At 63.8% G+C, this 25,276-nt stretch carries 23 protein-coding genes; 4 read left to right on the top strand and 19 right to left on the bottom strand.

The genetic code is table 11. The features are described from left to right. Positions 1 to 30: 30 nt before the first annotated feature. Positions 31 to 894 (top strand): RNase adapter RapZ, encoded by an 864-nt coding sequence (gene rapZ / locus O3300_RS19740; protein ID WP_035824128.1) that lies wholly within the window; start codon positions 31 to 33, stop codon positions 892 to 894. Here the strand turns inward: rapZ and O3300_RS19735 are convergent, their stop codons facing one another. The 8 genes from O3300_RS19735 to O3300_RS19700 all read right to left on the bottom strand — a co-directional run bounded on the left by O3300_RS19735 (position 895) and on the right by O3300_RS19700 (position 7,607). Continuing rightward, positions 895 to 1,980, bottom strand: a complete 1,086-nt coding sequence (locus tag O3300_RS19735) for an enoyl-CoA hydratase/isomerase family protein (RefSeq protein WP_305053870.1) — start codon at positions 1,978 to 1,980, stop codon at positions 895 to 897. A gap of 128 nt (positions 1,981 to 2,108) precedes the next feature. Then, the gene (gene hpf / locus O3300_RS19730) at positions 2,109 to 2,471 is read right to left on the bottom strand and encodes a ribosome hibernation-promoting factor, HPF/YfiA family (RefSeq protein ID WP_034778388.1); all 363 of its coding nucleotides are present in this window, start codon (positions 2,469 to 2,471) and stop codon (positions 2,109 to 2,111) included. A gap of 69 nt (positions 2,472 to 2,540) precedes the next feature. Then, positions 2,541 to 4,019, bottom strand: a complete 1,479-nt coding sequence (locus O3300_RS19725; protein ID WP_305053869.1) for an RNA polymerase factor sigma-54 — start codon at positions 4,017 to 4,019, stop codon at positions 2,541 to 2,543. Positions 4,020 to 4,023: 4 nt separating this feature from the next. Continuing rightward, positions 4,024 to 4,779, bottom strand: a complete 756-nt coding sequence (gene lptB, locus O3300_RS19720; protein WP_077398949.1) for an LPS export ABC transporter ATP-binding protein — start codon at positions 4,777 to 4,779, stop codon at positions 4,024 to 4,026. Then, positions 4,779 to 5,360, bottom strand: a complete 582-nt coding sequence (gene lptA / locus O3300_RS19715) for a lipopolysaccharide transport periplasmic protein LptA (protein WP_099665690.1) — start codon at positions 5,358 to 5,360, stop codon at positions 4,779 to 4,781. The genes lptB and lptA overlap by 1 nt, the downstream gene beginning before the upstream one ends. 25 nt (positions 5,361 to 5,385) lie before the next feature. Continuing rightward, on the bottom strand, positions 5,386 to 5,997 hold the full coding sequence (gene lptC, locus O3300_RS19710; RefSeq protein ID WP_253192771.1) for an LPS export ABC transporter periplasmic protein LptC: 612 nt from the start codon (positions 5,995 to 5,997) through the stop codon (positions 5,386 to 5,388). A 42-nt stretch (positions 5,998 to 6,039) separates the two neighbouring features. Further along, positions 6,040 to 6,573 carry an HAD family hydrolase gene (locus O3300_RS19705; RefSeq protein ID WP_077398943.1) on the bottom strand — a complete coding sequence of 178 codons (534 nt, stop codon included), beginning with the start codon at positions 6,571 to 6,573 and terminating at the stop codon, positions 6,040 to 6,042. After that, positions 6,573 to 7,607 carry an SIS domain-containing protein gene (locus tag O3300_RS19700; RefSeq protein ID WP_369811625.1) on the bottom strand — a complete coding sequence of 345 codons (1,035 nt, stop codon included), beginning with the start codon at positions 7,605 to 7,607 and terminating at the stop codon, positions 6,573 to 6,575. Before O3300_RS19700 ends, O3300_RS19705 begins: the two co-directional genes overlap by 1 nt. Before the next feature lie 84 nt (positions 7,608 to 7,691). Between O3300_RS19700 and O3300_RS19695 the strand changes: the two genes are divergently transcribed. Next, the gene (locus O3300_RS19695) at positions 7,692 to 9,671 is read left to right on the top strand and encodes a monovalent cation:proton antiporter family protein (RefSeq protein WP_099665692.1); all 1,980 of its coding nucleotides are present in this window, start codon (positions 7,692 to 7,694) and stop codon (positions 9,669 to 9,671) included. Here O3300_RS19695 and O3300_RS19690 read toward each other — a convergent pair whose 3' ends face one another. From O3300_RS19690 to O3300_RS19680, 3 genes are all read right to left on the bottom strand, one after another. After that, positions 9,672 to 10,832: a diguanylate cyclase gene (locus O3300_RS19690; RefSeq protein ID WP_289912357.1), complete on the bottom strand. Its 1,161-nt coding sequence runs from the start codon at positions 10,830 to 10,832 to the stop codon at positions 9,672 to 9,674. It lies immediately after the preceding gene. A gap of 34 nt (positions 10,833 to 10,866) precedes the next feature. After that, the gene (locus O3300_RS19685) at positions 10,867 to 11,718 is read right to left on the bottom strand and encodes an MOSC domain-containing protein (RefSeq protein ID WP_305053868.1); all 852 of its coding nucleotides are present in this window, start codon (positions 11,716 to 11,718) and stop codon (positions 10,867 to 10,869) included. Between the two features lie 128 nt (positions 11,719 to 11,846). Then, the gene (locus tag O3300_RS19680; RefSeq protein ID WP_305053867.1) at positions 11,847 to 12,941 is read right to left on the bottom strand and encodes a type II asparaginase; all 1,095 of its coding nucleotides are present in this window, start codon (positions 12,939 to 12,941) and stop codon (positions 11,847 to 11,849) included. A 133-nt stretch (positions 12,942 to 13,074) separates the two neighbouring features. Between O3300_RS19680 and O3300_RS19675 the strand changes: the two genes are divergently transcribed. Together O3300_RS19675 and O3300_RS19670 are read left to right on the top strand one after the other, a co-directional pair. Beyond that, the gene (locus O3300_RS19675) at positions 13,075 to 13,569 is read left to right on the top strand and encodes a hypothetical protein (RefSeq protein WP_305053866.1); all 495 of its coding nucleotides are present in this window, start codon (positions 13,075 to 13,077) and stop codon (positions 13,567 to 13,569) included. After that, the gene (locus O3300_RS19670; RefSeq protein WP_305053865.1) at positions 13,566 to 14,414 is read left to right on the top strand and encodes a MipA/OmpV family protein; all 849 of its coding nucleotides are present in this window, start codon (positions 13,566 to 13,568) and stop codon (positions 14,412 to 14,414) included. Before O3300_RS19675 ends, O3300_RS19670 begins: the two co-directional genes overlap by 4 nt. Before the next feature lie 12 nt (positions 14,415 to 14,426). Here the strand turns inward: O3300_RS19670 and O3300_RS19665 are convergent, their stop codons facing one another. The 8 genes from O3300_RS19665 to O3300_RS19630 form a co-directional block, all read right to left on the bottom strand. Continuing rightward, a complete protein-coding gene (locus O3300_RS19665; protein ID WP_305053864.1) occupies positions 14,427 to 16,880 on the bottom strand; it encodes a TonB-dependent receptor in 2,454 nt (817 codons plus the stop codon). A gap of 106 nt (positions 16,881 to 16,986) precedes the next feature. Continuing rightward, positions 16,987 to 17,970: a siderophore ABC transporter substrate-binding protein gene (locus O3300_RS19660; protein WP_305053863.1), complete on the bottom strand. Its 984-nt coding sequence runs from the start codon at positions 17,968 to 17,970 to the stop codon at positions 16,987 to 16,989. Position 17,971: 1 nt separating this feature from the next. Further along, positions 17,972 to 18,742 carry an ABC transporter ATP-binding protein gene (locus O3300_RS19655; protein ID WP_305053862.1) on the bottom strand — a complete coding sequence of 257 codons (771 nt, stop codon included), beginning with the start codon at positions 18,740 to 18,742 and terminating at the stop codon, positions 17,972 to 17,974. After that, on the bottom strand, positions 18,739 to 19,689 hold the full coding sequence (locus tag O3300_RS19650; protein ID WP_305053861.1) for an iron chelate uptake ABC transporter family permease subunit: 951 nt from the start codon (positions 19,687 to 19,689) through the stop codon (positions 18,739 to 18,741). The genes O3300_RS19655 and O3300_RS19650 overlap by 4 nt, the downstream gene beginning before the upstream one ends. After that, positions 19,686 to 20,642, bottom strand: a complete 957-nt coding sequence (locus O3300_RS19645) for an ABC transporter permease (RefSeq protein ID WP_305053860.1) — start codon at positions 20,640 to 20,642, stop codon at positions 19,686 to 19,688. The genes O3300_RS19650 and O3300_RS19645 overlap by 4 nt, the downstream gene beginning before the upstream one ends. After that, a complete protein-coding gene (locus O3300_RS19640; RefSeq protein ID WP_305053859.1) occupies positions 20,639 to 22,432 on the bottom strand; it encodes an ABC transporter ATP-binding protein in 1,794 nt (597 codons plus the stop codon). The genes O3300_RS19645 and O3300_RS19640 overlap by 4 nt, the downstream gene beginning before the upstream one ends. After that, positions 22,426 to 24,192 carry an ABC transporter ATP-binding protein gene (locus tag O3300_RS19635; protein ID WP_305053858.1) on the bottom strand — a complete coding sequence of 589 codons (1,767 nt, stop codon included), beginning with the start codon at positions 24,190 to 24,192 and terminating at the stop codon, positions 22,426 to 22,428. The genes O3300_RS19640 and O3300_RS19635 overlap by 7 nt, the downstream gene beginning before the upstream one ends. A gap of 103 nt (positions 24,193 to 24,295) precedes the next feature. After that, complete coding sequence (locus O3300_RS19630) at positions 24,296 to 25,276, bottom strand: FecR domain-containing protein (protein ID WP_305053857.1); 981 nt, start codon at positions 25,274 to 25,276, stop codon at positions 24,296 to 24,298.

The following is a 25,276-nucleotide window of genomic DNA, read 5'->3' as shown; positions in this document are numbered from 1 at the left end:
GAGCGCCGGTCTTTATTGTATGATCGGGTTATGCATATCGTCCTTATCACCGGAATATCCGGCTCCGGTAAATCCGTCGCGCTCAATGTGCTGGAAGATACCGGTTACTATTGTGTCGACAACCTGCCACCGGCCTTGCTGCCCAGCCTGGTGCAGACCCTGCTCGACGAAGGTACACCGCAACTGGCTGTCGCCGTCGATGCGCGCAGCGCCGAGTCGCTGACCAGCCTGCCGCATAATGTGGCCCTGCTGCGCGACCAGGGGCACGACGTCAAGGTCATGTTCCTGACAGCCACCACGCATTCGCTGGTGGCCCGCTTCTCGGAAACGCGGCGCAGCCATCCGCTGTCGCACGAATTGCGGCCGAACCAGAATCCGGCCAGCCGCCGCACCCTGATCGAGTGCATTTCGGAAGAGCGCGAACGCCTGTCGGCCATCGAACAGCTGGGCCATGTGATCGACACGTCGGAACTGAGCGCCAACAAGCTGCGTGCCTGGATCAAGGATATCGTCGCCTCCGAACGCGCGCCGCTGACCCTGTTCTTCGAATCGTTCGCCTTCAAGCTGGGCGTGCCGCTGGACGCCGATTTCGTCTTCGACGTGCGGGCCTTGCCGAATCCCTATTACGACCTCGCCTTGCGCCCCCTCGACGGACGCGACGCGCCCGTGATCGCCTTCCTCGACGCGCAGCCCAGCGCGCTGGAACTGCTGGCCGACATCCGCGCCTTCATCGAGAAATGGTTGCCATCATTCAAGTCCGACAACCGCAGCTACCTGACGGTGGCCCTCGGTTGCACGGGCGGCCAGCACCGCTCCGTGTACATGGCGGAGCGGCTGGCGCAATATTTCGGCCCCAACGAGCGCGTGGTACTGCGCCACCGCGAGCGCAGCTAGTTAATCGAGGTGGCGCAGCGGATGCGCAGCGGCCGGCCAGACGGGGGCAAAGAAGCGCGCCACCATGGCCGCGTCGACTTCGTCCAGGCTGGCGGGGTTCCAGCGGGACGCATTGTCCTTGTCGACCACCAGCGCGCGCACGCCCTCGAGCACTTCGCCATGTTCGAAATTATGGCGTACCACCGTGCGCTCCAGGCGCAGGCAATCGGCCACGCCCAGGTGGGCGCCCCGCTGCAGCAATTCCAGGGTCACCGACATCATCAAGGGCGAGCGCAGGCGCATGGCCGCCAGCGCCTTGGCGGCGAACGCACTGTCGTCCAGCGCCAGCGAGGCCATGATGGCCGCCACCGAACCCGCACTGAAATGGCGGTCCAGCGCTGCGCGTGCCGTGGCCAGGGGAGAAGCGCCTGCCTCGGCCTGGAATGGCGCCGCCAGCGCCTTGATGGCCACCGGCAAGGCCTCGCCCGGCGTCGATTCAAACAGGTCCAGCAGCGCCCCCATCTGCGCTTCGGGCAGGTAGACATCGGCCAGGCCCGTGTACAGGGCGTCGGCCGCGTTGATCGTCAAGCCCGTCAAGCCCAGGTACAGGCCCAGCTGGCCAGCCAGGCGGGACAGGAAATAACTGCCGCCCACGTCCGGGAACAGGCCGATATTGACTTCCGGCATGGCCATGCGCGTGCGGCCCGTCACGATGCGCAAGCGGTTGCCTGGCCCGGCTTGCGCCACGCCCATGCCGCCGCCCATCACCACGCCATCCATCACGGCGATATACGGTTTCGGGTAGAAATGAATTAAATGATTTAAAGCATATTCTTCCGTAAAGAAATCTTCCAGCAAGGCGCTGCCGCCTTGCGGCGTGGCCAGACCCGCATCGTAAAAGAAACGGATGTCGCCGCCGGCGCACAGGGCCTTGTCGCTGCTGGAGCGGATCACGACGGCGTCCACCTGCGGATCGTCGCGCCAGGCCAGCAGGGCCGCGCTCAGGGCGCGCACCATCTCCAGCGACAGGGAATTCAAGGCTTTCGGACGGTCGAGCACGATGTGCCCGGTGCGGTTGCGGATGGAAGTCTGGACGAAGTCGCTCATGGCAGGCAGGAAAGAAGTGAAAGTGCGAATATTCTAATGCCTGCGCGGGGAACATTGCGTTCCGCTGGGCGCAAAAAAGGGCGCAATGTGCGCCCTTAGTTGATCACAACTGCTGGAAGCGGGTGGCCTTAGACGGCGACGACGGCTTCTTCCTCGGAGTTGTCTGGCAGATGCTTGATCGCCTCTTTACCGTGCCCTTGCACTTTGGTTTTGTATTTCATCACTTGCCTATCGAGCTTGTCGATCAGCGTATCGATCGCGGCGTACAGGTCGTGCGCCAAGCTTTCCACATAGACAGTCTTGCCGCTCAAACGCAGGTTGACTTCAGCCTTTTGACGTTTTTCTTTCTCTTTGAGGTTATCCACGGTCAGAATCACGGCGATATCGATGACTTGATCGAAATGACGTTTCACGCGCTCCAGCTTCGTTTGTACGTATTCACGGATGGCTGGTGTCACTTCGAGATGATGTCCGCTGATGGTGAGATTCATACACACTCCTAAAGATGATCGGGTTCGTGCGGTCCATCCTATCCGGCCCGCAGAGGAACCGAAAAAAACTTACAAACACTTACGCAGGCTCACTGGCGGAATTTTTAATGCTTCCCGGTATTTGGCAACAGTACGTCGCGCAATCACCATGCCTTGTTCCCCCAGCATGTCCGCAATCTTACTGTCGGATAAAGGATTTTTAGGGTCTTCTGCTCCTGTCAGTTGCACGATCAATGCCCGTATCGCCGTCGATGACGCTTCGCCCCCCGCTTCGGTGGCGACGTGGCTACCAAAGAAATATTTCAACTCGAACATGCCGTGCGGGGTCAGCATGTACTTTTGAGTTGTTACCCGCGAGATAGTACTCTCGTGTAAACCCAGTGTATCAGCTATTTCACGGAGCACAAGGGGGCGCATGGCAACGGCCCCATGCGAGAAAAAGTTCTTTTGTCTTTCTACTATCGCCTGCGCCACGCGCAGGATCGTGTCGAAGCGCTGGCGCATATTCTTGATCAGCCACTTGGCTTCCTGCAACTGTGCGCCCATGGCGCCCTCCCCCTTGCCCTGCTTGAGCAAGTTGGCGTACATGGCGTTGACGCGCAGGCGCGGCATGACGTCGTTGTTCAGGGTGACTTGCCAGCCATTGCGCGCGCGCTTGACGACGACGTCGGGCACCACGTAATCGGACACGTCCGAGGCGAACACGGCGCCCGGATGCGGATTGCACTGGCGAATCACCGTCTGCGCTTCGCGCAAGTCTTCATCGTCGCAATCGAGGGCTTTTTTCAACTTGTTGAAATCGCGCTGGGCAAACCAGGCCAGGTGCTTTTCCACGATGACGAGGGCCATGCGCCGCGTCACCATGGCGATGTGCGGCAAGCGCTTGATTTGCAGGGCCAGGCATTCGGACGCGTTGCGCGCGCCCACGCCCGGCGGATCGAAACTTTGCAGCAGCGACAAGGCCGTGCGCATCTCGTCGGCGTCGATTTCCAGCTCTTCCGGCAGGCGCGCCAGGATGTCGTCGAGCGACTCTTCCAGGTAGCCATTGTCGTCGAGCGCGTCGATGATCAGCTCGACCAGCGCGCGGTCGCGCAATTCGAGCACCGTCACGCGCATCTGCTCCATCAGGTGTTCGCGCAGGGTGCAGTGATGGGCCTCCAATTGCGGACGCGAATCGTCGTCGTCGGGCGCCTTCCCCCGGCTCGCCTCGCTCCAGTCGCTGTCGCCGCCGTCCGCGGCGGCCGGGCTGTCGCCCCCCTCGCCGTCAAACGCTTCCCCTTCGGCCGGCGCCGCGGGCGCCTCCTGGCCTGGCGGCTGGGGCGGCGCTTCGGCCGGCGCGGCCGTGGAGCTCAAGGCCCCGTCGGACAGCAGGCGCAGCGAACGGTCGAGCGGATCGTCGAGGCGTTCGAGCAAGGGATTGTCCGTCAGCAATTGCTCGAGTTCCTGGTGCAATTCCAGGGTAGACAATTGCAACAGGCGTATCGATTGCTGCAACTGCGGCGTCAGTGCCAGGTGCTGCGAAGTGCGCAGCTGCAATGATTGTTTCATTGGCTTACATGCGGAAGTGTTCGCCCAGATAGACCCGGCGTACCGACTCGTTCGCAATGATGTCGTCGGGGCGTCCCGACGCCAGCACCGAGCCCTGGTTGATGATGTAGGCGCGGTCGCAAATACCCAGCGTCTCACGCACATTATGATCGGTAATCAGCACGCCGATATTGCGCTCCTTCAAGAAACGCACGATGCGCTGGATCTCGATCACGGCGATCGGATCGACGCCGGCGAACGGCTCGTCGAGCAGCACGAAACGGGGATCGGTGGCCAGCGCGCGGGCGATTTCCACGCGGCGGCGTTCGCCACCGGACAGGGACAGCGCCTGGTTCTCGCGCAGCTTTTCAATCTGCAGGTCGGCCAGCAATTTATCCAGCCGCTCCTCGATCTCGGCCTTCGTCAGCGGGCGGCCTTCGACGGTCTGGATTTCCAGCACGGCGCGGATATTGTCTTCCACCGTCAGCTTGCGGAAGACGGACGCTTCCTGCGGCAGGTAGGACAGGCCCATCTGCGCGCGGCGGTGGATCGGCAGGCTGGAGATATCCACGCCGCTGATATCGATGCTGCCGCCATCGGACGGCACCAGGCCGACGATCATATAGAACGAGGTGGTCTTGCCGGCGCCGTTCGGGCCCAGCAAGCCCACCACTTCGCCGCATTCGACTTGCAGCGAGACATCATGCACGACTTGCCGCTTGCCATAGGTTTTTTGCAGCCCGCGAACGATCAGGGTGCTGCCGCAACGTGTATTTTCCATTATTTCTTTCCTGGCGCGGGCGTGGCCGGCGCTTTCTCCGCTGCCGGCGCCTTGGTCTTCGGCTGGATCACCATGCGCACGCTGCCGCCATCGGCGGTGCTGGTGCCGCTGTTGGAATTTTCCATCGCAAATTCTTCCTTGCGGCTGTCATACGAGATGAAAGCGCCATTGGCCACATCGGTGACTTTCGCGCCTTCCAGGCGCGTCAACTTGGCTCTGGAAAACAGCTTCACCACTTCCGTCTTGTTGTCGTACTCCACGCGCTCCGCCTCGCCTTCGACCCACAGGTCGCCCGCGCCATCGCGCTTCTGGCGGAAGGTCGCAAGCTTGCCGGGATCGGCCCAGAAGGTGATGAACTGGTAGCCTTGCGGATCTTCCGTGATCAGGGCCCGGCCCGCCTTCATGGTCAGGGTCCCCTTGACCAGCACGACGTCGCCCGTCAGGGTGCGCACCTGCTTGACGTCATCGACGTGGCCGCTGCGTGCCGTGATGACGGCTTCCTTCTCGGAATCGGCCTTCTCGGCATGCGCCACGCCCATGATGGCCAGCGAAAATACGGTCAACAGCAAGATGTTCTTCATAGTATGGTTTCCTTGTTTCATTCTGTCATTTTGCCGCCGCGGCCGGGCGCGGTTTCGGCGGGAGGACCATGCGCAGCGCATTCTGCACTTCCACCACGCCGGTGGCGTTATTCGCCTTCATGCCGACGCCATTGATGCGCGAGGCGCCCGTCAGGATATCGACAGGCACGTCCGTTTCCATTCTTTCCTCGTCCGGGAACACCGTCAGCGCTTCCGTCTTGACCGTCAGGTTCTGCGCCTTCGGACTGGCCACGCGGTCGATCACGACCTTGCGGTGCAGTTGCAGCCGGGTATTGTCCTGGTCGATATGCGCCAATTCCGCATTCATGTTCATCGGCGGCATGCCTGGCGTGAGCTTGCGCACGAAAGGCTGGTCGATATCGGACGAATCGTCCAGCGGATAATGCGTGAGCTTGGTGCCCGACACGATGTAGCTGGGCTTGCCCGTCAAGTCCATGCGCACCATGCTGAAATTGGTGATGAAATAGTCGGGTTCATCCAGATGCTTGCTGGCCGTGATGTCCTGGCCATTCTTGTTCATCACCTCGAGCAGCCAAAAGCTGCCCAGCGCGACGACAACCGCGCCCAGCACGGTAAAGATCATGCGCCAGCGATGGGCGCCTCCTGGCTTACGCATAGGGCTTCACTCTTTCAAAGGTCACTGGCGAGGCGGCGCGCCTCACTCCAGGAACGGCGCCATGACGCGCGCATAGTTGTCCTGGGCGCGCAGCAGGAATTCGCAGATCTCGCGCACCGCGCCGCGACCGCCGCCAGCCTGCGTCACATGGTGCGCCAGGCCCTGCGCCTCCGGACGCCCGCCCGGCACGCTGACGGCAAAGCCCACGCGCTTCAGGATGGGCGCGTCGATGACGTCGTCGCCGATATAGCCGCATTGCTCTTCCGTCAAGCCCGTCAGCGCCAGCAATTCGCGAAACGGCGTCAGCTTGTCGTGGCCGCCCTGGTGCACATGGGTAATGCCCAGGTCTTGCGCGCGGCGCGCCGTGATGGCCGAGCGGCGCGCACTGATGATGGCCGTCTGCACGCCCGATTCCTGCAGCAGCTTAATGCCCAGGCCATCATACACATTAAACGTTTTCATCATCTCGCCGTCCGGGCCGAAATGCAGGCTGCCGTCGGTGAGCACGCCATCGACGTCAAAGATCATCAGTTTGACCTTGGCCGCCCGCGCCAGGTTGTCCGCCACGCTGTCCATCAGATCACCTTCGCTTGCGTCAGATCATGGATATGCAGCGCGCCCACCAGCTTGCCGTCGGCATCGACGACCAGCATCTGGTTGATGCGGAACTGCTCCATCACGGCCACGGCGTCGACGGCCAGGCGTTCGGGCGCGATGCTGCGCGGCTGCGCATGCATGACGTCGCGGATCGCCACTTGCGTGAAATCCTGCACGCGCTCGAACATGCGGCGCAGATCGCCATCCGTAAACACACCCACGGGGCGGTTGTCCGCGTCGACGACGGCCGTCATGCCCATGCCTTTCTTCGTCATTTCCTCCAGCGCCTGCAGCAAGGAAGCGTCCACGGGCACCTTGGGTACGCGTTCGCCGCTGCGCATGACGTCATGCACGTGCGTGAGCAAACGGCGGCCCAGGGCGCCGCCCGGATGCGAGCGGGCGAAATCTTCTTCCTTGAAGCCGCGCAAGTCGAGCAAGGCCACGGCGATCGCGTCGCCCAGGGCCAGGGTGACGGTGGTGCTGGCCGTCGGCGCCAGGTTCAGCGGACAGGCTTCTTTCTCAACAGAAATATCCAGGTGCACGTCGGCCAGCTGGGCCAGGCTCGAATTGGGCTTGCCCGTCATGGAAATCAGCACGCCGCCCATGCGCTTGACGACGGGCATGATGGCCATCAGTTCCGATGATTCGCCGGAGTACGATATGGCAATAAAAGCATCGTCCGAGGTGACCATGCCCAGGTCGCCATGGGCCGCTTCGGCCGGATGCACGAACAGGGCCGGCGTGCCGGTGGAAGCGAGGGTGGCGGCAATCTTGCGCGCAATATGGCCGGACTTACCGATGCCGGAGACGACGACACGTCCCTTGCATTGCAGCAACATCGCCACGGCGCGGCCGACGCTGTCGTCCGTGGCCAGGCGCGCGTGCAGCGCAACGATGGCGTCGGACTCGATCTGCAAGGTGGTGCGGGCCAGCGCGACAGCGCGCTCGGTCGTCGCTTGCATGTCAATTCGATCAAAAGCTTTCAGCATTGTTTTTTCATGGGTTACACTCATGCCCAAAGTATAAACGAATTAGGAAAGCAAAAAACTTGCCAGTCACAACAAACAACGATTTCCATTGACCGTACCGGGCAACCCATGTTTTCCTCGCTTGAACTGACCCTGATGTTACTCGGCAGCGCCGTGCTGGGCGTGGTCGCTTTCAGAATGTTGCATTTGCCGCCCATGCTGGGCTACCTGGCCGTCGGCATCGTCATCGGCCCCCACGCGCTGGGCCTGGCGGCGGAAAACGAGGCCAGCCACACCCTGGCCGAGTTCGGCGTCGTCTTCCTGATGTTTTCCATCGGGCTCGAATTTTCTCTTCCCAAGTTCCTCGCCATGCGGCGCATCGTCTTCGGCCTCGGCATGGCGCAGGTGGTCACCACCATCATCGCCACCGTCGTCTTCGGCTGGTTTGTCGCCCGTTACCTGTCCGCCTACATCCACCTGAGCTGGCAAGCCGCCTTCGCCTTGGGCGGCGCGCTGGCCATGTCGTCGACGGCCATCGTCTCGAAAATGCTCACGGAGCGGCTGGAACTCGAAAGCGAACACGGCCGCAAGATCATCGGCATCCTGCTGTTCCAGGACTTGGCCGTCGTGCCCCTGCTGATCCTGATTCCCGCCCTCACCCGCGATTCGGACAACTTGGCCGAAACACTGGCCTGGGCCGGCGGCAAGGCCCTGGTGGTGCTCATTTTGCTGCTGTTCATCGGCCAGAAGATGGTGCGCGGCTGGCTGACCATCGTCGCCAAGCGCCGCTCGCAAGAGTTGTTCATGCTCAACCTGCTGCTGATTACCCTGGGGGCGGCGTGGATCACGGAACGGGCAGGATTGTCGCTGGCCCTGGGGGCCTTTGTTGCCGGCATGCTCATTTCCGAGACGGAATTCAAGCACCAGGTGGAAGAGGATATCAAGCCCTTCCGCGACGTGCTGCTGGGCCTGTTCTTCATCACCGTCGGCATGCTGCTCAATATCCGCGTGGTGTTTGAGAACTGGTGGCTCGTGCTGCTCTTGCTGTGCGGCCCCGTGCTGCTGAAATTCGCCCTGATCGCGGGCCTGGCCCGGCTGTTCGGCTCCAGCAACGGCGTGGCCTTGCGCACGGGACTGGGACTGGCGCAGGCGGGCGAATTCGGCTTCGTGCTGCTGAACCTGGCAGGCGGCATCAAGCTGATGGACCCGTTCGTCGTGCAGGTGGTGCTGGCATCGATGGTGCTGTCGATGCTGGTGGCGCCCTTCCTCATCGCCAAGTCCGACGCCATCGTCATGAAACTGGCGGCCAACGACTGGATGATGCAATCCTTGGCGCTGACGAAGATCGCCACGCGCACCATGGCGTCGCAGAAACACGTGCTGATCGCCGGCTTCGGACGCAGCGGGCAAAGCCTGGCTACCCTGCTGGCGGAAGAAAAGATCGAATACCACGCGCTGGACCTGGATCCGGAACGGGTACAGGAAGCACAGCTGGCCGGCGCCCACGTGTCGTATGGCGACGCGGGCCGGCGCGAAAGCCTGGTGGCGGCCGGTATCTACCGGGCCAGCGCCGTGGTGATCACGTATGCCAACACGCCTTCGGCACTGAAATTATTGCATTTACTCAACGAAATGGCGCCCACCTTGCCCGTCATCGTGCGCAGCCACGACGATACCGATCTCGACCAGTTGAAGAAGGCGGGCGCGGCCGAAGTGGTGCCGGAATTGATGGAAGGCAGCCTGATGCTCGCTTCGCACGCGCTGATCATGATGGGCGTGCCCCTGCGCCGCGTCGTGCACCGGGTACAGGCCGCGCGCGAGGAGCGCTATGCCTCGCTGCGCGGCTATTTCCACGGTTCCAGCGACGCGGGCGACGATGCCGAGCTGGAACGCCTGCATACGGTCACCGTCAGCGACGGCGCGCACTGCGTGGACTTGCCCTTGAGTGCGATCGACGTGGCCGGCTGCGGCGCGTTTGTCACGGCCATCCGCCGCGGCCGCGGCCGCCTCGACGTCACCCCCGAGACGCAGCTGGCCAGCGGCGACGTGGTGGTGCTGCGCGGCACGGCCGACGCCGTGGCCAAGGCAGAAACATTGCTATTGAAATAATTAGCTAGGTTGTGCCTGCCAGCTGATGACCTTGTTGCGGCCATCGGCCTTGGCCTGGTACAGGGCCTGGTCGGCGTGCGCCACCAGTTGCTGCGCCACCGTTTCGATCGGTAGCAGCGCCGCATCCGCCTCCAGGCTGGCCACGCCGATCGAGACGCTGACCCACGCTTGCGCGCTGCCCGGCAAATCGAACATGGTGCCGGCGATGCTGGCGCGGATGCGTTCGGCAACGAACGTCGCACTGTCGAGGTCGGCGTCGATCAGCAGCACGACGAATTCCTCGCCGCCGAAGCGGCCCAGCGCATCGGAGCGCCGCAATTCCGTGCGGATGCGCGTGGCCACTTCGCGCAGCACTTCATCGCCGCCCTGGTGGCCATAGGTGTCATTGACCAGCTTGAAATGGTCGATATCGATATACATGCATGAAATGCAATAATTCTGGCGCCGCGCGCGGGCGATTTCTTCCAGCAGCCGGCGGTCGATATAACGGCGGTTGTAGACGCCCGTCAAGGAATCGGTCAAGCCGATGTATTTCAGCATTTCATTGCTGATCACGTTTTCCAGGCAAATGGCGATGATGGAAGCCATGTGCTTGATGAAATCCGTGCCCAGCACGGGCGTAAAGCGCGTCACGTCGCTGCTGGCCAGGTTCAGGCTGCCAATCAGGCGCTTGTTGCGCAGCAAGGGCACCAGCGCCACGCTGCGCAGGGGCGAGCCGATGCCCGGGAAACGCGGGCCATGCACGGCGGCATCGAAGGCGCCCAGCAGCGGCAGCGGCGGCAAGGCCGCTTCGCCCTCGGCCACGGGCGCCGACGGGGCAAAACCCAGCTCCGCCACGGCATGTACGAACAGCAACTGCGGGAAGGCGCTGAAATCGACGCCCAGCTTTTCCATCACCAGCACGATATCGTCATCCTCGTCGAGCAGGCTCAAAGTGACGCCGTCGAGGTCGGAAATCACGGGCAAGGTGCGGAAAATGGTGCCGATCAGTTCGGGAAACGTGGACGCGCCGACGATTTCCAGGTCGAACGCCTGGTGGCGGCACATGATGTCGTGGTTGCGCTCGACCTGTTCCAACAAGAAAGCCATGCGCGCCCGCAAGGCCTGGTTTTCGGCTTCGAGGCTGGCAATGCGCGGGTCCGGCGGTATTGCTTGATTCATAGAAACCTTAAACCCTTCTGTGCGGGCGCCATGCTTAAAATGCCAGTTCGAAACCGATGTCCTGCCCCACTACGATACGCTCATCGCCGCCTTCGGTAACGATGGCGTTCATGCCGAAGCAGATGGCGCCGTCAAGCTCGGGCTTGGCGCGGTAGCCATGCATGACGTCGAGCGGGTCCGGTCCGGGCACACCCGTGGCCTGGTCCACCGACGGAATCGGGCAGCGCGAGCACGGCTTGACGGGTTTTAACACGGTTGCGCCGAATTGCAGGAAGTCGGCGTAGTCTTCCTCGAAGGCGCCGATATCGCCGATGACGAGGTTGGGACGGAAGCGGTTCATCGGCAAGGCCTCGCGGCCGGCGGCGCGCAGCTTGTCATTGACGTCGGCTAGCGAGGCGCTGCCGGCGATCAGCACCGGGTAGCCATCAGCAAACATGGTCGAGGCGGCCACGCCATCCGTCCACTTCGTGCTGGTGGCACGCACCACGTCCGGGTGAAAGCGCACCAGGCGGCACGGTACGCCGACGGCGTTGGAAAACCAGGTGGCCGTGACGTCGTCGCAATCGTAGGCGCGCACGGTATCGTCCCACACTTGCACGTCCAGCATGGGCGCCAGTTGCGGATGCGGCAAGCCCAGCTCGATTTCCAGCCGCAACATGCCCGGCGCGCGCAATTCCAGGGTGGTGGCCTTGATGGACGGCACGATCAGCGCCATGCGCGGATGTTCGCGCTGCGTCAGGAAACGGCCGTGCTCGTCCACCACCATCCATTCGCGGTCGAACACGTGCTCGCTCATCAGCCCTGAGCGCGTCAGGACCGCCTCGCGCAAATGGATGCCGGCGCACGATTTGATCGGATACAGGATGATGTCGGACAGGATAGCCATGGACAGGGGAGAAGGAACAGTGTTGCTGCTTCAGCCAGGAAGTTATTCAAAAACGAAGTATGGCAGCAAAGCGGGCAAGCGTAAATCAGCCAGGCTCAACCTATCAGGCTGGCCTGGCGCGGCAGCGATCAATACGTGTAGAAAATACGCTGGATTTCTTGCGTACTATTGGTTTTGGTCAAGGCCAGCATCAGCAGGATGCGGGCTTTTTGCGGGTTCAGGGTGTCGGATACGACACTGTCGAGTTCATCGTCGTTGGCTTCGCCATTGCGCGCCACGATGCCCTGGCCGACGCGGCTCGAACGCACGATCAGCACGCCCTTCTGGCGCGCTTCCACCAGGGCCGGCTTCATTTGCGCGGCCACGCTGCCATCGCCCACGCCCGCGTGGATGATGCCCTTGGCGCCGGCGGCGATGAAGGCGTCCATGCCGACGCGGTTCATGTTGGCGTAGCCGTAGACAATGTCCACTTGCGGCAAGGCATCGAGCTTGCTGATATCAAATTCCGATTCCAGCGTGTGCTTGCGCGTCGACTGGCGGTAGAAGAAAGCCTTGCTGCCCTGGATGTAGCCGAGCATGCCCAGTTCCGGCGACTTGAAGGTGTCGGTGGTCGAGGTGTTGGTCTTGGTCACTTCGCGCGCGGCGTTGATCTGGTCGTTCAAGGCCACCAAGACGCCCTTGCCCACGGCTTCCTTGCTGCCCGCCAGCATCACGGCGTTGTACAGGTTGATGGGGCCGTCAGCCGAGATGGCCGTCGATGGACGCATGGCGCCCACCACCACCACCGGTTTATGGCTCTTCACGGTCAGATTCAGGAAATACGCCGTTTCCTCGATGGTGTCGGTGCCGTGCGTGACGACCACGCCATCGACATCGCTCGAGGCCAGCAGCACGTTGATGCGCTTGGCCAGGGCCAGCCAGTGGCTATTGCTCATGCTTTCGCTGGCGATCTGGAACACTTGCTCGCCTTTCACGTTCGCCACTTTTTTCAATTCCGGCACGGCCGCGATCAGGCGCTCGACACCCACGGTAGCCGAGGTGTAGCCGACGGTGGTGGTGCTGTCGGCGCCGCTGCCGGCGATGGTGCCGCCCGTGGCCAGGATCACCACATTCGGCAATTTGACGGCCGCCTGCTGCGCGCGCGCGGGGGAAGCGGCGATAAAGCCCATCAGCATGGTAGCCAGCATCAGCTGTGCACAAGAATGGAATTTGCGTGAAAACATGGTGCTCCCGTGAGGTGTACTGTCAAAAATAACAAAGTCGTGTGCAAATTATATGTCATCCATGCCGGGGCAAATCCCGAATTCATGCGTATCGCGCAAACGTGCGCGCCTTCCCTTGCGCTACAGTGGCGCCATGTCCACACTGCCGCCCATCCGGTCTTGCCTCCTCCTGCCGCTCGTCTTGATGGCGCTCAATGCCTGCGCCACGCAAATCGAACTGCGCACGGCGGCGCAACAGGAACAATGGGGGCGAGAAGCGGCCAGCCAGGGCGACTGGACACAAGCCATGCGCAACTACGCGGACGCCGTCGGGAACGTCGAACTGGGCCACGGCGATCTCGCTTGGCAAGCACGGCTGCACCACCAGGCGGGACGCGCCGCCAGCGGGGCCTGCCGCTACGATGCGGCCGAATTTCATTTCCGCCAGGCCATCGCGCTGGCGAAACGCAGCAAACAATCGAGCGCCCTCGGCTACAAGGCCCTGATCGATCTGTATGAACGCCAGGGTAAGGCGACGGAAGCCTTGGCCGTGCGCAATGAACTGGGGTTTCATCAATCGTGGGCACTGGGCGCCTTTGCCGACCTGGAATCGCTGCCTGTGGGCAAACCTTGCGGAGTTGCTCGATGAATATCGCACGCACCTTGCTGGCCGCCTCCACCCTCTGCGCCACCATGGCGCCGGCGCGCGCCGTCGAAGCACCGCCGCCCTTATCGCTGCCCTTATGGGAAGCGGGCGTGTTTGGCGGCACGGCCGTCACGCCCGCCTATCCGGGCGCCAGCGAACGCTCGACGCGCAGCCTGGCCCTGCCCTATCTGATTTATCGTGGGAAAGTCTTGCGCGCCGACCGCTCCGGCGTGGGCGCGCGCCTGTTCAATACGGAGCGATTCGATTTCGATATCGGTTTTGCCCTGTCCTTGCCGGCCAGGTCCAGCGACGTGCCGGCCCGGCGCGGCATGCCGGACCTGGGTACCCTGGTGGAATTTGGCCCGCGCCTGAAAGTCAAGCTGGCCGAGCCGACGCAGCACAGCCGCCTGGGGCTGGAGCTGCCCTTGCGCGCCGTCATCGAAGCGCGCGGCGGCCTGCGCCGCCAGGGCGCCACCTTCGAGCCGCGCCTCGTGTATGGGCTGCAAGGCGGGCAACAGGCCTGGCATGTGGACGCCAGCGTCGGCGCCGTGCTGGGCAATGCCGCCATCAACGATTACTTGTATGGCGTCAGTCCCGCATTTGCCACCGGCCAGCGCCCCGCGTATGCGGCAAAAAGCGGGCTGATGCTCACGCGGCTGGGCCTGGGCGGCTCCTACCGGCTGCACCCGGACTGGCGCGCCTTTGCCTTTGTACGCTACGACACTTACACAGGCGCCGCCAACCGCGCCAGTCCCCTGCTGCGCCAGAACAGCGGCACCTCGGCCGGCATCGGCCTGATGTGGACGTGGCAACGTTCAAGCAGCCTGGCGCGGGGCCCGGACGACTAGCGGCTAGACGGCTTAAAACTCCGTCGTGGCCGACAGCATGACCGTGCGCGGCGCGCCCAGGCCCAGGCTGGTCCATTGCGGCAGCGCCCAGTACGCCCTGTTGCCGACGTTCGTCACGCTGGCGCGCACCGTCAGGGGCCGGCCCGCCGCCTTCGTCGCATAGCGGGCGCCCAGATCAAACACGGTGCGGCCCGGCACGGACATCGAATTGTCGGCATTGATGTATTGCTTCGATGCCGCCGTCGCGTTCGCCGTCAGGGTCACGCCAGGGATGGCGGGCGTATCCCACTCAACGCCCAGCTTGGCTTGCAGCTTGGGCACGCCCGTTGCCTGCTTGCCCTGGTTGGCGCCGCCCACCGTCTTGCTCAAGACCGGATCGACATACGCCACGCCGCCCATCAGGCGTACGTCGCGCAGGGGCGAGCCGAAGAAGCCCCAGTCGATGCCGCGGTTGCGCTGTTCTCCGCCAAAGGAAAAGACATTGCTGACGGGATCGACATAGCTGCTGGGCCGCTTGATTTCATATACGCTGACCGTATGCGCGAACTCACCCAGGTCGACCTTGACGCCAAGCTCCGCCTGCTTCGATTTGTACGGCGCAAAGACCTCGCCCGAGTTGGCGGCCGTCAACGGCGCCGTGGCGCCCTGGCTCAAGCCTTCGATGTAGTTGCCGTACAGGGAGACCGTTTTGCTCGCCTTGACCAGCAGGGCGACGGCGGGCGTGGTGGCGCTTTCGTCATAGCGCGAGGTGCGCGCGCCCGTCTTGATGTTGAAGTTATCGCTGAGCACTTCCTGGCGGCGCAAGCCCACCGTCAGCTGCACGGTGTCTTGCGCAAAGGAAAGTGTATCGACCAGGCCAAAGCTGGCCAGGCGCAGTTCCGCCTTGGAAATTTGCGGCGCGTCGAAGCGCGTCGCCGGGCCCCAGACGGGATGGTAGATATTCGTGATCCAGTCTTTCGCCAGGGTATTCCTGCGGCCGTACTGCTTGTCCGTGTGGTGATAATACGTGGCGTTGACGGCCCATTGATGGCCGATGTCGCCCGTGCGCAACTTGCCCCGCAAACCCGCTTCCGCCGACTGTTTTTCCACGTCGAAGCCCAGGTCGGCGACGTTGGTGCGGTAATCGCCGGCCGTGTTGAATACCTGGATCAGGTAAGCGCCCGTCGACTGGTAGTCGGCCCGGCTGGCCCCCACGGCCGCATACGCCATCACTTGCGCGTTCAAGTCCAGTTCGCCGCGCAGCATGGCGCCCTTGTCCTTGGTATCGTAAAACGCCCAGCTGGGATTGAGCAGGGTTTCCGCTTTCGGCGGACGCGGCACGGGCAAGCCGGGGGCCAGGTTGACGCCGCGGTTCAAGCCATCGGCGCGGTCCTCGCTGTGATACAGGTCGGCGGACAGGCGCGCGCCATTGCCACGCCAGTCCAGCCCGACCGAGACGAGCCGGGTCTTCTTTTTCTGGTGGTCGATAGCACCGTCGCCGTCGCGGTAGACGCCGTTGACCCGGATGCCGAATTGTTGATTCTCGCCAAAACGTTGACCCAGATCAATATGCCCGCCCCATTGCGAATCCGACATGTACGACGCCGTCACGCGCGCCAGCGGCGCATCGCCCGCGCGCTTGGGCACGAGGTTGATGCTGCCGCCCACGGAACCGCCCGGTGGCATGCCGTTGAGCAAGGCCGATGGCCCCTTCAGCACCTCGATACGCTCGAACATTTCAGGCGACGTACGGTAATAGGGAGAGATGCCGTACAGTCCGCCAAACGCGACATCGCCGATATTCGAGCTGAAGCCCCGTATCGAGTAATTCTCGCCGATGATGCCCGTCATGCCGCTGCTGAAGACCGTAGGGTCGGCGGCGGAAATCACGTCGGTGATGTCGCGCGCCTGCCGGTCTTCGATGAATCTGTCCGTATAGCTGATGGTGTTGAACGGCGTTTCCATGAAATCCTTGTCGCCAAGAAATCCCACGCGGCCGCCGGACGCCACTTGTCCGCCTGCATAGGCATCCGTCACGCTGTTGCCCTTGCCCCACACCGTTACGGCCGGCATGGTGGCGGCGGCTTCGGCGGCGGCGCTGTGCGCCGGTTCGCGGCGCACCGTGTAGCTGCCATTGCCCTCGCGCACGGCTTGCAAGCCATGGCCGCGCAGCAATTCGTAAAAGCCTTCGGGCACGCTGTAGCTGCCGGACAGGCCGGCGCTGTTCTTGCCTTGCAGCAAGCTAGCCTCGACCGTCAATTCGACGCCCGCCTCGGCCGCGAAAGTGTTGAGCGCCAGGCCCAGCGTACCGGCCGGCACGCTGAACGCTTGCCGGGCCTGGCCCGCCCCCGCTTGCGCATAGGCTGGCGGGGCCGCCACGCCCAGCGCCCCCACGGTCAAGCCCGTGATGAGCGCCAGTTGCACGGCGGTGGCGATACGGCTCAGGTTCAAGGCGGGAAGATGGCGGGTTGCCATGCGTTGGGTCATAAAGTAAATCCTTTCAGAAGGGATGATTGCTTGTTCTCACCCTATCTCCCGAACGAAAAGGCAAAACCCTCAATGCAAATACGACTCATTACGAAAATAATTTATCTCACTGATAACCCTTGAGCACGTCGTCGATCACCCGCTTCAGCGACGTCACGCTGGCCGCCGTGATGTACCAGGCGTCCGCATCGACGAAGACCACGCGGCCGTTCTTCCAGGCATTCGTCTGGCGCAACAGCGGATTGGCCATCTGTTCGGCCGTCATGACAGGACGGTGCTCCATCACGGCCGTGCGGTCCACCACGTAGAGGATGTCGGGATTGGCTTGCTGGATGAATTCGCTGGAAATGGGTTGGCCATGCAAGCCCGCCTCGATGGCCGAGCTGGCAGGTTTCACGCCCAGCGCATCGAACACAAAACCGTAGCGCGACCGCACGCCGAAGGAGCTGAAGGCGCCGTTGTTATGCAGCACGATCAGTGCCTTCTCGGGACGCTCCTGCGTCACCTTGCGCGCATCCGCCACCTTGGCGTCCAGCTCCGCGGCTTTCCGGTTGGCAATGTCTTCCTTGCCAAAGATGCGTCCCAGTGTCAGCAAGTGTTGCTTGACCACTTCGATGTGCTTGCTCTCGCTGTTCTGGTAATCCACGTCGAAATGCAAGGTGGGCGCGATCTGGCTCAGTTCCTTGTAATGGTTGGCCTGGATCGACGTCATCAGTATCAAATCGGGCTGGAGCGCGTGGATATGCTCGAGATTCGGCTGCACGATGGCGCCCAAGTCGCGGATGCCCTGATCTTCCTTGTAGCGGGTGAGGAAATGCGGCACGTAATCCTTCACCATGCCGGCCACGGGCACGCCCAACTGGTCGAGGAAATCGACTTCATTCATGTCGAGCACGGCCACCCTCTGGGGACGCTGCTTGAGCACCGTCGTGCCCAGCTTGTGCTCGATGGTGATGGGCGCAAACGCCTGCAGTGGCGCGGAGGCGGCAGGCGCTGACGGCGTCGTGGCTGCCTTGTCGGTGCAGCCTTGCAGGGCAGCCATGGCGGCGAGCAGCACGGCCAGCGCGCAGCGGGATTTGTTCCAGATCATCTCAAGCTCCTGTGGGGGTAAAGTAATTGCAGACGCAGCCGCGCTCGTTGCGCACGATGTGAAAATCGATGTCGTACAGCGCGCGCAAGCGCTCTTCCGTCACGACTTCGTGGGCGGGGCCGGAAAAGCGCACGGCGCCGCCCTGCATGGCGACGATGTGGTCCGAATAGTTGGCGGCGAAATTGATGTCGTGGATCACCAGGATCACCGTGCGGCCCTGCTCGTCGCACAGGCGCCGCAGGGCGCGCATGATTTGCACGGCATGCTTCATGTCGAGGTTGTTGAGCGGCTCGTCGAGCAGCAAGATATCCGTCTGCTGGGCGATCGTCATGGCCAGGAAGGCCATCTGCCGCTGGCCGCCGCTCAGCTCATCGACATACGCCAGGCGCAGATGCTCCAGCGACAGGAAGGCGATGGCGTCATCGATGGCTTGCCGGTCCTGCTCTGTCAACGCGCCTCGGCTGTAGGGAAAGCGGCCGAAGGCGACCAGCTCTTCCACCGTCAGGCGCAAGTGAAAATCGGGCGACTGGCGCAGGGTGGCCACGAGTCGCGCGTAGTCCCGGATCTGGATGGCTGAAATGCTGCGCCCGTCTATCATAATCTCGCCGCCTTGCGCTTCCTGCAGACGCGCGATGAGCATCAGCAAGGTCGTCTTGCCGGCGCCGTTCGGGCCGATCAAGGACGTCACTTTTCCCCTGGGAAACTGCGCGCTGACCTTGGCCAGCACGCGCTTTTCGCCGTAACTTTTTTCAATCTGTTTGACGTGGATCATGCTGTGCCTCGGGTGCGGACCATGAGCGCGAGGAAATAGGCGCCACACACCAGGTTGACGAGGATGCCAACCGTGGTCCGGTAATTGAAAACGTGTTCGACCAGCAACTGGGCGGCCAGGAAGATGGCGATGGCGATGGCGCAGCCCAGCGGCAAGGTGACGCGATGGCGCGCCGTGCGGGCCAGGGCGTAAGTCGTGTTCGCTACAAAGATGCCCATGAAGGCCGTCGGTCCCAGCAAGCTCGTCGACACCGCCACCAGCACGGCGATCAGCGCCAGCTGCAGCCGCACCATGCGCCGGTAATCGATACCGAGCGAGATGGCCTGTTCGCGCCCCAGCGCCAGCACGTCGAGCGCCGGCAAGGTTTTCAGCACGGCCACGCAGGCGGCGCCCGCCAGCACGGCCGAGTACAACAACTGCACGGGCTGCGCCTTGTTGAACGAGGCCTGGCTGAATCCTTGCAAGATGGCAAATTCACCGGGACTGATGCGCAACTGGATGAACTGGGTAAATGTGCCGATCACCATCGTCAGCACGAATCCCAGCAGCAACAGGAAATACACGTTGTTCTTTCCATCACGAAACAGCCAATAGTGGATGGCCCAGGAATACGCGAGCATCAGTGTGATCGACACGACAAAATTGCCGTTCTGCCCCAGCAGCACGACGCTGTGCATGCCCATCGCGAGGATCAGCAGCGATTGCAGCAGCAAATACACGGCTTCGTAACCCATGACGGCCGGCGTCAGGATGCGGTTGCCGGCGATGGTCTGGAACACAATCGACGAGACGGCCACGCAAACGCCGCCGATGACGATGGCGGCCAGGCGCGACATGCGCTTGGGAATGACGTAATCGACATCCAGATTTGCGCCGATGAAAAGGAAAGCGAGCGCCAGGGCCAACGCGGCCAGCCAGAGCATGCGCTGGTTCAAATGGCGCCTCATCGCCGCCCCCGGATGATCAATATGAGGAACAGCACGCCCCCCACGCCCCCTGCCGTCAGGCCGATGGGCACTTCGAATGGATAGATCAGCAAGCGCCCCGCGATGTCGCAAGCGAGCAGCAGCGACGCGCCGCCCAGCGCGACGATGGGCAGGGTGCGGTCCAGCTTGTCGCCGTAGCGCAAGGCCACCAGGTTGGGGATGGCCAGCCCGACAAACGGGATCGCCCCCACCGTGATCACCGTGGCCGCCACCGTGACGGCCACCAGCATCAGACCCAGCGCCACCGTGCTCCCATAGTTCAAGCCCAGGCTGGTGGCCATGCCCTCGCCCATGCCCAATACCGTGAAACGCTGCGCATACAGATACGTGAGGGCAACGATGGGCAGGATCAGATAAATGATTTCATAGTTGCCCTGCACGATCTTCGAGAAATCGCCCAGCAGCCAGCCCTGCATGCTTTGCAGGATGTTGTTGCGGTAAGCATAAAACTCGGCCACGGCACTCAGCACGCCGCCATACACGAGGCCGATGACGGGGACGAGTATCGTATTCTTGAAGCGGATGCGGCGGATCAGGGCCACATACACGAGGCTGGCGGCAAAACAGAAGGCCAGCGCGAACGCCATCTTGCCGGCCGTGCCCGCCGCGGGCGCCACGGTGAGCGCCACGAGAATGCCCAGCTTGGCCGCGTCGAGACCGCCCGAGGTGGCCGGTTCGACGAATTTGTTGCGCACGATGTGCTGCAGGATGACGCCGCACACGGACAGGCCCACGCCCGTCAGCACGAGCGCCGCCAGGCGGGGCAGCCGGCTGGCCGTCAGGGTCAGCCAAGCATCGGCGGACGGCGCGCCGGACGAGGACAACAGCTGTGCCCACTCCATCTGCCTGGCGCCCACCAGCAAGGACGCGCAGCACAGCAGGAAGAAGACGAAGAACAGACGCGCGCGTGTCAAATGCGGGACTCCGTGCCTGCCTGGCGGGCGGGCGCGGCGATGCGCCAGCCCTTGGCCGCCTGGCGCTGGGCCAGGAAATGCGCGTACAGGCCGCCTTGCGCGCGCAAGGTGGCTGGCGCGCCCTGCTCGCGGATCACGCCACCGTCCAGCACGACGATCTGGTCGGCCATGGCCACCGTCGACAACTGGTGCGCGATGACGATCACCGTGCGCTTGCCGCGCAGCCGCGCCAGCGCTTCGGCGATGGCGGCCTGGTTTTCCGCGTCAAGCGCGGCCGTCGCCTCATCGACCAGCAAAATCGGCGCATCCTTGACCAGGGCGCGGGCGATGGCGATGCGCTGGCGTTCGCCGCCGGACAGGCGCGCGCCGCCCTCGCCGACCAGGGTATCGAGTCCCTGCGGCAGGCGGGCGATGATCTCGGCCACGCCCGCCTGCCGCGCCGCTTCCAGCACCTCGGCATCGGTGGCGCCGGGCTTGCCGATGCGGATGTTGTCGCCGATGCTGCCCTGGAACAGATAACTGTCCTGGAATATCTGGCTGATCTGGCCAGCCAATTGCTCGCTGGACATATCGCGCACATCGACGCCACCCACCAGCACCGCGCCTGCGCTGGCGTCAAAGAAGCGCGCGATCAGGCGCACCAGGGTCGTCTTGCCGGAGCCGGACGCGCCGATCAGCGCCGTCATGCTGCCCGGCGCAATGCGCAGGTTGATATCCGTCAAGACGTCGGCCTGATCCTGTGCATAGCGGAATGCCACGTCGCGCAATTCGACGGCGCCGTCGCGCGGCGCCTGCGGCTTGTCTGCTTCCGGCAGCGGCTGCACGGCGAAAATATCGCGCGCCGCGTCGAGCGGACCGCGCGCGCCGCGCAGCACTTCGCCATAGCTGGCCACTTCCTGCAGCGGGTCGACAAAGCGCACCACCAGCAGCAAGGCCACGATGACGGCGATGGCGTCGCCCGCGCCGGCAGCACCACCCGCCAGGCTGTCAAGCCACAGCGCGGCGGCGGCCAGCAAGGCGGCAAAGATGGCTTGCACGGTCCAGGCGTTGAGCACGGACGACAGCGCCGACAGGTAAATGAGCCGCGTGCCCGCGTGGCGCTGCGCATCGATCGCTTGCTGCAGGAAACGCGTGCCGCCGTCAGCTGCACCACTGCCGTTGCCATTGAATGCGCGCAAGACGGATTGCGCTTGCGCAAACTCAACGAGGCGCTGGCTGGTCTGGGCAAAATGGTGGTGATAGGCATCGTCGGCGCGCTGGCCCAGGTGCGCGGTGAGCCGCAAGGCGCCGGCCAGCAGGGGCAGCGCCAGCAGCGCGATGAGACCCAGCTGCCAGTGCAGCGCGAACAGCGCGATGACCATCACGACGGGCGTGACGGCGCCGCAGATGACGGGCGTCAACACGTGGGCGGGCAGCTGGGCTACATTCATCATGCCTTGCGTGATGACGTGGCCCAGTTTTGCCGTGTTGTCCGGCGTGAACCAGCCCACGGGCAAGCGCGCCACGTGGTCGCCCAGGCGCTGGCGCGCCCCTTGCAGCACCGTCACGCCCACGCGCACGCCGGCCTTTTCCACCTGGCGCCGCCAGGCCCAGCAGGCGACCAGCCCGGCCAGCAGCACCAGCAGCCACAGGGCCGCGCCGCCCACGTCGCCGCCCAGCAGGCGGCCCAGGGCCAGCACCAGCGCCGTGATGGTCAGCCCGCTGAGCACGCCATACGCGAGCGCCATGGCACAGTAGCGGCGGAACACGGGCGCGTCATCGCCCAGCAGTTGAATAAACGTTTTCAGCATGGGAGCACCGCGTCTTCCTGGAAATCCGGATAGCCGCCCAGCGCCCACAGTTGCGCATAGCGGCCCTTGTCGGCGAGCAAGCCGGCATGGCTGCCCTGTTCGACGATGGCGCCGTTCTCGACGACGACGATGTTGTCGGCATGCATCACCGTGTCGAGCCGGTGCGCAATGATGAGCAAGGTGCGGTCCCGGGCAAAGCGCGACAGCGCGTCCTGGATCGCCACCTCGTTTTCCGCATCGGCCGCGGCCGTCGCTTCATCGAGCACCAGCACGGACGGGTCGAGCAGCACGGCACGGGCGATGCTTACGCGCTGCAACTCGCCGCCGGACAATTGCGCATCCTCGCCGATGACGGAATCGTAGCCGCGCGGCAAGGCCAGGAGGCGTTCATGGATGTTCGCCAGGCGCGCCGCCTGTTCGATCTCGTGCATGCTGGCCGATGGCCGGCCCAGCGCGATGTTCTCGCGCACGCTGGCGTGGATCAGGCGCACTTCCTGCAGCACGAAACCGATGCGCCGGTACAGCTCGGGCGTGGCGATGTGCCGCAGGTCGACGCCGCCCAGGGTGATGCGCCCCTCGGTCGGGTCGAAAAAGCGCAGCAGCAGCCGCGCCAGGGTCGACTTGCCGGAACCGGAAGCGCCGACGATGGCCGTCACCGTGCCAGGCTGCAAAGTCAGCGTGATATCCGACAACACCTTGTTGTGCCCATCGTAGGCATAACTGACGCCTTCCAGGCGGATCTCCGTGCCGTCGGGCAACTGCTGCTCATCCGGCGCCGGCTGCGCCAGCACGGGCGTATCGAGCAAGGCTTGCACGCGCTGGGCCGCTCCCGTGGCGTTGTTGAGGTCATGCGTCAGGTAATGCAGCAGCAGCATGGGCGCGGAAATGCCGGGCGCCACGAGGGCGAACGGCAGGATATCGACGGGCGCCATCCAGTCCAGGGCCACGAAGGCCGTGCCGGCAAGCACCACCACGCCCAGCACGGCGACGGGCGCGATCAGCGCGTTGGCATTCGCCATCGAGCCGACCAGCGGACGGGTAAACGCGGCAAACGCCTCCGCAAACGCATCGACGGCCGTGCGGTAGCTGCCGTGCGCGCGTCCCGTGGCGCCAAACGCCTTGACCACGGGAATGCCGTTGACGAATTCCACCACGGCATTGTTGATGCGCCCCATGCCGGCGACGAATTGTTCCATGTTGCCGCTGCTGGCTTTCATGGCGCGGCCGAAGAACAGGAAGAAGCCGGGAAACGGCAGGATGGCGATGAGGGCCAGGCGCCAGTCCATGGCGAACAGGTAGATGACGGAAATGGCGATGGCGCCCACGGCGCGCCCCGTCGTCGTATAAAAGTGCGCCGTGAGGCTGTGCAGGGTATTGATGTCGTCCTGCATCGCCTGCTTGACCTCGCCAGAGGCCCGGCTGGTGAACCAGCCCAGCGGCACCTGCCCCAGGCGCTGCATGGCTTGCAGCCGCAATCGATGCGTGAGGCGGTTATCGGCCAGGTGTGCGGCCAGTTCGCCCAGCGACATCAGGGCCATGCCGAGGAACAGGCAGGCGACGCTGGCGATGATGATCGGCCACACAGCGTCAGGCGCCAGCGCGGGGGCCATGGCGATTTGCGCGAGCTGCGCGATGCCGGCCAACGGCACCAGGGTGAGCATGGATCCCGTGCCGGCCAGCAAGGCGGCGGCGATCAGGCGTCCGCGGATGGGGTGCAGTATCCGGCTGATCGGGCCGGGCTGGCGGCGTTGGCTACGCATGGGAAAAACGGGAAAAAACGTGCATAAGGTCAATGAATAAGGGTGGCTCTCACCCTATATCCCGAACGAGAATGCAAAACCCTCAATCGGGCCCGAAAAATTGTCAGGCAGCGGCCTGGGGTATGGCTTGCACCGTCACCCAGTAGCGCGTGCGCGCGAGGATTTGCACGGGCAAGGCCAGCGCCAGGTTATGCAGCGCGCGGTCCGTGTCGCGCAGGGAAAACACGCCGTTGACGCTCAAGCTGGCCACGGCCGGGTCGCAGCGCAGCAGGCCGGGGCGATAGCGGGCCAGTTCCGCCAGCAAGTCGTCCAGGCGCATGTTGTCGGCCACCAGCACGCCCTTCGTCCAGGCCGCCGCGCTGGCCGGCACGGGGGCGGCCGATTGCACGATGTCTGCCGAGAAGATGGCGCCGTAGCCCGTGGCGATGCCCACGGCGTGGCCGGGCGCATGTGCGAGGCGTATTTCGACGGCGCCCTCGAAGACGGCGACGCGCGACGTGTGTTCGTCTTGCCGTAAAGTAAAACGCGTGCCCAGCGCCTGCACCGTGCCGTGGCGGCCCTGCACGCGGAAAGGCCGCTGCGCCGGGTCGGGATCGTGCGCCGTGGTGACGAGGATTTCGCCGCTGCGCAAGATCAGCAAGCGCTCGCTGGCATCGAAGCGCACGTCGATGGCGGAAGCGGAAGCGAGCATCACGCGCGTGCCGTCAGGCAAGGTAATCTCGCGGACCTCGCCCGTGCCCGTGCCATAGCCGGCCGTGGCCACTTGCCAGGCATCCGTGCCGCGCAGCATGTACGCCATGCCGCCCACGGGCAGCAGCACGGCCAGCAGCTTCAGGGCACGACGGCGGTTCAGGTAGGCGGCGGGCGCCGGTTCGCGCAGCGCGTGCCGGGCCGCATCGCGCGGCACGCTGTGCAGCTTGCCCTCGAACGCTTGCAAACGCTGCCAGGCGATAGCGTGATGCGGATGGGCGGCGCACCAGCGGGCACAGGCAGCCCGGTCTTCGTCGCTGGCGTCATCGGACCACAGGCGCGCCATCCACTGGGCAGCCTGCTGCACGACGGCGGGCGCAATCACCACCTCCAT

Origin of the sequence: Janthinobacterium sp. SUN206, from assembly GCF_030587305.1 — a bacterium.
In the GTDB taxonomy this organism is placed as follows: Bacteria; Pseudomonadota; Gammaproteobacteria; order Burkholderiales; family Burkholderiaceae_D; genus Janthinobacterium; species Janthinobacterium kumbetense.
This window is presented reverse-complemented; position numbering and strand designations above follow the sequence as displayed.